The following is a 5,115-nucleotide window of genomic DNA, read 5'->3' on the forward strand; positions in this document are numbered from 1 at the left end:
CTTGGCATCTCGAAAAACACCGTCACAGACATCGTCAAACGGCACCGACATAATGCCTTGTGATACGATCCTGCCCCCTACCGGAATCTACCCCCCTTTGCGCGTACGGGGGTCTTTCGCCTCGGCGGGACGTTGGTGGGCACGGTTGCGTTTCGCCATTACGAGGGCGAGCTTGGCGTGGTGCTGGGCGCGGATGCTTTGGCGCAGACAGGCGATATGGACATTGCGAGTTTCGAACGGCTCTCTTTTGCCATCGGCGACCGGGTCGAGACCCCACTTGAAGAGGTGTTCAAATCCCTGAAATTCGCGCCGAGCCCCTCGCTCGATCCGCAGCGCACCTGGCGCTGGACGCAAAGCAGCGGCGAGACGCTGGTCGAATTCCTCATGCCTGCGCAGGGGGAAGAAAGCCTGCGCGATCTGCCCGCGCTGGGGGTGAGCGCCATGGCACTGCGGCATCTCGATTACCTGATCGAAGATCCGATCCCGGCAGTGAGCCTCTATCGCTCGGGTGTTCTGGTGCAAATCCCGCGCCCGGAGCGCTATGCGATTCACAAGCTGATCGTTGCGGAGCGGCGGCGGCAAGGGGATCGTTCGAAATCCCAGAAGGACCGCGCGCAGGCGGCGCTTCTGATCGAAGTGCTGGCCGAAACCCGTCCCGATGAGCTGCGCGAGGCCTATGAGGACGCGCTGGACCGGGGGCCGCGCTGGCGTGAGCAGATTGTGGCTTCTCTGGACAAGCGCCCGGATGCGGCGGCGATCCTGGCGGTGATCATGGGGTAGGGCAGGGGATCACAGCCCCGCAGCTTTGGTCAGGTTCACCCGGAACCGGTCCCGCCGACGCTGGTAGCGACGGGTCATTTCGGCCGAGGCGTGTCCGAGCTGTTTCTGGACGTAGCGTTCATCAACTTCCGCCGAACTGGCAAGACCCGCGCGCAGGCTGTGACCCGAGAACAGAGCGAGGCGGTCTTTCTCGGGCAGCTCGGATCGGATTCCCGCGTCCAGGACGGTGCGCTTGATCAGGCGCGCGACATGTTTGTCGTTCAACCGCGTCTCCGTTGCGCGTTTGCCATCGCGTGAGGTGCGGACGAAGACCGGGCCGAAGTCGATCTTTGCGAAGTGCAGCCACTGTTCGAGGGCCTGCACCGGGCAGGTCTGTTCGGAGGATCCCCGCCCAATCTCAACCTCGCGCCAACCGGTCTTGGCATTGAGGGTGAGCAGGGCGCCCTTCTCCATGATCTCGATCCAGCCGCCGCCGTCTGCTGTATCGTCCTTGTGGACATCGAGACTGACGATCTCGGAACGTCTGAGGCCTCCGGCGTACCCCAAAAGCAGGATCGCCCGATCCCGCAAACCGCGCAGATCGTAGGGCAGGGTGGCCACCATCGCACGGATGTCCTCGGCCAAAATCGCTGCCTTCTGAACCGGGGGACGGGCGTGCTTACGTTTGATTCCGGACAGGACCGTGGCGATGTGGCGGTTCTTGCGATCGAGGGTGAAACCGCGCTGTGCATAGTTCCAAGCAAGGCCAGACAGGCGGCGGTCTATGGTGCTGACCGATAGGGCAGGGGAGGGGCCCGACCCGGAGGCCAGATCGGCGAGATAAAGCCCGATCATTTCCGGGGAGGGTGGCAGCGGCTCGGCGCCTTTCATCCGGCACCAGCGGGTAAAATGCGCCCAGTCCTTCGCATAAGCTTTCAGCGTGTTGTCCGAGGCCGCAGCACGGGCGTAGTCGCGGGCGGTGTCCACTAGTCGATCGAGCGTCCCGGACCCCGCGATATGGGAGGGCAAAGCAATGTCATCGCTTTCGTCTTGATCCCGCTCGTCGACGCGAGCATCAGCCAGCTTACCAGAAGGCGCTGACGTCGATTTCTCGGTCTCTGAGGGCATTTTTTCACTGAATCCGGCAATGACATTGAACTGTTTCCCAGCATATCTTTTTGCGTCCGATAATGCAAACTTATTGGACATAATACGATACGGGAAGGCGGGGCGGTTTCTATGAATTTTTGTGGCGAAAAGCGCCGTGGTGATATAGGCTTTGGTCATGACAGTTGCCCGACCGGATCACATCACCGACCCAGACACGTTACCCCGGATGCCCGCCTGGGTCACCTCTGTACGCGCTGAAACCCTTGAAGATGTTGCGTTTTTGTCGGGCGCAGCGCTGACCCACCTGCATCTTGTGTTGGGACGCGCGGATGTGCCCCAAGCCTTGTTGCGGGACCGCCTCGCGCTGCGCGCGGCCGAAGCTTGTGTCGCGTTTGCCGGTCGGCCCGAGCGGGCAGGGGAGTTGCGCGATACGGTGCATCTGCTGCGTCCGGGCGATCTGCCCGGTCCGGCGGGCGCGGTCTGTCAGTCTTGGCAACGCGCGGCGGAGCGGCAGGTGTCGATCGGGACCTTGCACCGGGCCTTGCCGCAACTCGATCCAGCGCGGATAGCAGTTTGGCTTGATGCAGGGCAGGGCGGGCCGGTAGCGCGAGCAGCGGCAGTGCTGGAGGCCGTTCTGGTCGACGCCCCGCGGGAGGAGGTTGCGGCGCTGGTCCTCGCGGATGCGGCCCTTGCCCAAGCCCTCGGTTGGGATCGTGTCGTGCCGCTGCTGGCCCCGGGCCTGAAACGCGCTGACCTGCGCAAGCAAGGCGACGACTTGCGTCTCGCCTGCCATCGCGCCCTTGTATCATCGGGGGCCGAGGCTGTCCGGCAGGCTGCCGATCTCGCGCGTCGGGCGGCGCATTTGAAAGCGGTCGCACCAAAGCTTCGGGCCAAGGGGGCAGGGGCGGCGGTGGAAATATTCCTGACGCAGGACGCGGTGGCGCCTAGTGCCTTGCCTTTGCCGGATCGCGCCGCGCGGCGGCTATGTGACCGGCTGGTTGACCTCGGCGCCGTGCGCGAGCTGACCGGGCGCGACACCTTCCGGCTCTACGGGCTGTAGCGATGGCAAACGATCGCCCTGACCCCGAACTGGATCGCGAGCTGTCCGACCTGCCGCCCGAGCTGCGCTGGCGGGAATGGATGCGCCGCATCGAGGCGGTGCTGTTTGCCTCGACCGCGCCGGTCCCGCGTGAAGACCTTGCCCGCGTCGTCGGGCAGGGGGCCTCGGTGGATCTGCTGGTCGAGGACCTTGCGGCCGATCTGGAGGGGCGGGCCTTCGAGATCGCCCAGGTTGCTGGCGGCTGGATGTTCCGCACGCGTGCCACCTACGCCCCCGCGATCCGCGCGGCGGCAGATGTCGGGGATCAACTGCTGGACCTGAGCGAATTCGACGTCGCGGTTCTGGCCGCCATCGCCTATCACCAGCCGATCACGCGCGACGGGCTCAAGGATATCTTCGGCAAGGAGATTAGTCGCGATCTGATCGGGCGGCTGCATGCACGCAACCTGATCGGGACTGGGCCAAGGTCGCCCCGGCGAGGGGCCCCCTATACCTTCGTCACCACCGAGCAGTTCCTTGTTGCCTTCGGGTTGGAGAGCCTTCGCGATCTTCCCGATCGGGAGCAGCTGGTGGATGCGGGTGTCGTGGGCGAAGCGCCACAAATCGATTGCGGGTAACGCGTTGCCGATCCTGAGAGTGAAGTCCGCCGTTGTGCTTATCGTTTCATTTGCGGTGCAACGATTCATCTGCGTGCCAAGAAAGTCACGCGATTACAAAGCGATAATCGTTTCACTTATTCTGACCGAAGTCTCTTGCATTTATTGGCGGCAAGGCCTCCGGCGTTCCGCCTCACGGCCGATGAGAGGCCCATAACCCAGCATGCGATTTCCACAGCATCTCCTGTGAATCTGCGAAGCAAATAGCCAGACAGTGAATACTGGGAGAACCCTGACGGTTGAGTACGGCTACACACCCGCAGGACGAGTATATATAGAAAAACTATCGCAGCATTCTCTGCGAGGGGGACACCAATACTATGAAGCTTACACGCATTGAAGTTTTCAATTTTCGCAAATTGCGGCGCGCCCGTCTGGATATGTCGGACAAGCAGACCCTGCTCGTCGGGGCCAACAACAGCGGCAAGACATCGGCCATGAAGGCGCTGCGCAAATTCCTTAAGGATCGCGGCGGTATCGACACGCGTGATGTGACAGCCTCAAACTGGGCCGCAATTGAACAGATCGCGGGAGCCTGGACACAGGAGGTCGAGGTGGATCTCAGCCCGCTCCTGGCCCAGCTTCCGTTCATTGACGTCTGGCTCCATGCTGACACGTCAGAGCTGCACCATGTCGCGCACCTGATCCCAACACTGACCTGGACTGGTGGCTTGCTGGGCGTGCGCCTACGCTTGGAGCCAAAGAAGGGGGCGGACATCAAGGCGCAGTACCTGGCCGCACGAGAGGCCGCTCAGACGCTGCAACCCGGCGGCGCAACGGCCAAAGGGTTCGCGCTTTGGCCACGTGACTTTCGAGAATTTCTAGACAAGCGCCTGAGGGACCTATTCGAGCTTAACGCCCATCTTCTGGATCCCATGAGCTTCACCACGACAGGGCCGGTTGAGCCGCATGCCCTGCCGGCCTTGTCGGAGGGGATCGGTTCGAACCCCTTTGCTGGACTCATCCACATTCGTGAGATCAACGCGCAACGCGGTTTCGCAGACGCAGGGGACAGTAATGGCGACGACGATGAACCGACGAACGCAACTAGCCGCAAGATTGCCAGCCAGATTCAGCCCTATTTCCGTAAACATATCGACCCCGAAAAGGACCCCACGCCGAACGACGTCAAAGCGCTCGAGGCAATCCATGATGCCGAAACCACCTTTAATGCCCGGCTCAAGGATGGTTTCGCTGATGCTATCAAGGAACTGGAAAGTCTCGGCTACCCCGGCGGGCTGAACAATCCGAAACTCTTCATAGCCACGCAGATCAAACCGGTTGACGGGCTCGATCACCCGGCTGCGGTGCAATACGATATCTCGGGCGACACTTCCGGGGTGAAGTTGCCTGAAAGCTACAATGGCCTCGGCTTCCAGAACCTGATCTCCATGGTGTTTCAGCTAATGCGTTTCCGGGATGACTGGATGCAAGTTGAGCTGCTGCCGGTTTCGTGGACACCGAGATAAGGTGTTAATGAAACTGGAGAATCTACATGACAAGAAGGATGTTCAGCCGCGAGTTCAAACA

General features: G+C 61.8%; 4 protein-coding genes and 1 pseudogene. 4 read left to right on the plus strand and 1 reads right to left on the minus strand.

All coding sequences use genetic code 11. The features are described 5' to 3' along the window. Positions 1-108: 108 nt before the first annotated feature. Positions 109-780: pseudogene (locus C8N42_RS20785) on the plus strand (nucleotidyltransferase family protein); the annotation flags it as partial. A gap of 9 nt (positions 781-789) precedes the next feature. Here C8N42_RS20785 and C8N42_RS20790 read toward each other — a convergent pair. After that, positions 790-1,887 carry a tyrosine-type recombinase/integrase gene (locus C8N42_RS20790; protein WP_107818295.1) on the minus strand — a complete coding sequence of 366 codons (1,098 nt, stop codon included), beginning with the start codon at positions 1,885-1,887 and terminating at the stop codon, positions 790-792. Between the two features lie 157 nt (positions 1,888-2,044). On the opposite strand from C8N42_RS20790, the gene C8N42_RS20795 reads away from it, so the two are divergent. The 3 genes from C8N42_RS20795 to C8N42_RS20805 all read left to right on the plus strand — a co-directional run bounded on the left by C8N42_RS20795 (position 2,045) and on the right by C8N42_RS20805 (position 5,054). After that, the gene (locus C8N42_RS20795; RefSeq protein WP_038069773.1) at positions 2,045-2,929 is read left to right on the plus strand and encodes a DUF1403 family protein; all 885 of its coding nucleotides are present in this window, start codon (positions 2,045-2,047) and stop codon (positions 2,927-2,929) included. A 2-nt stretch (positions 2,930-2,931) separates the two neighbouring features. Continuing rightward, the gene (gene scpB / locus C8N42_RS20800; protein ID WP_038069776.1) at positions 2,932-3,546 is read left to right on the plus strand and encodes an SMC-Scp complex subunit ScpB; all 615 of its coding nucleotides are present in this window, start codon (positions 2,932-2,934) and stop codon (positions 3,544-3,546) included. A gap of 359 nt (positions 3,547-3,905) precedes the next feature. After that, entirely contained in the window at positions 3,906-5,054 is a 1,149-nt protein-coding gene (locus C8N42_RS20805) for an AAA family ATPase (protein ID WP_245890328.1), read from the plus strand. The last annotated feature ends 61 nt before the right edge of the window (positions 5,055-5,115 follow it).

The sequence above is a fragment of the Celeribacter persicus genome (genome assembly GCF_003050785.1).
Classification (GTDB): Bacteria; Pseudomonadota; Alphaproteobacteria; order Rhodobacterales; family Rhodobacteraceae; genus Celeribacter; species Celeribacter persicus.

Coding starts and splice junctions, on each gene's coding strand:
- C8N42_RS20790 (WP_107818295.1), bottom strand. CDS start 1,887: ATGCCCTCAGAGACCGAGAAATCGACGTCAGCGCCTTCTGGTAAGCTG.
- C8N42_RS20795 (WP_038069773.1), top strand. CDS start 2,045: ATGACAGTTGCCCGACCGGATCACATCACCGACCCAGACACGTTACCC.
- scpB (WP_038069776.1), top strand. CDS start 2,932: ATGGCAAACGATCGCCCTGACCCCGAACTGGATCGCGAGCTGTCCGAC.
- C8N42_RS20805 (WP_245890328.1), top strand. CDS start 3,906: ATGAAGCTTACACGCATTGAAGTTTTCAATTTTCGCAAATTGCGGCGC.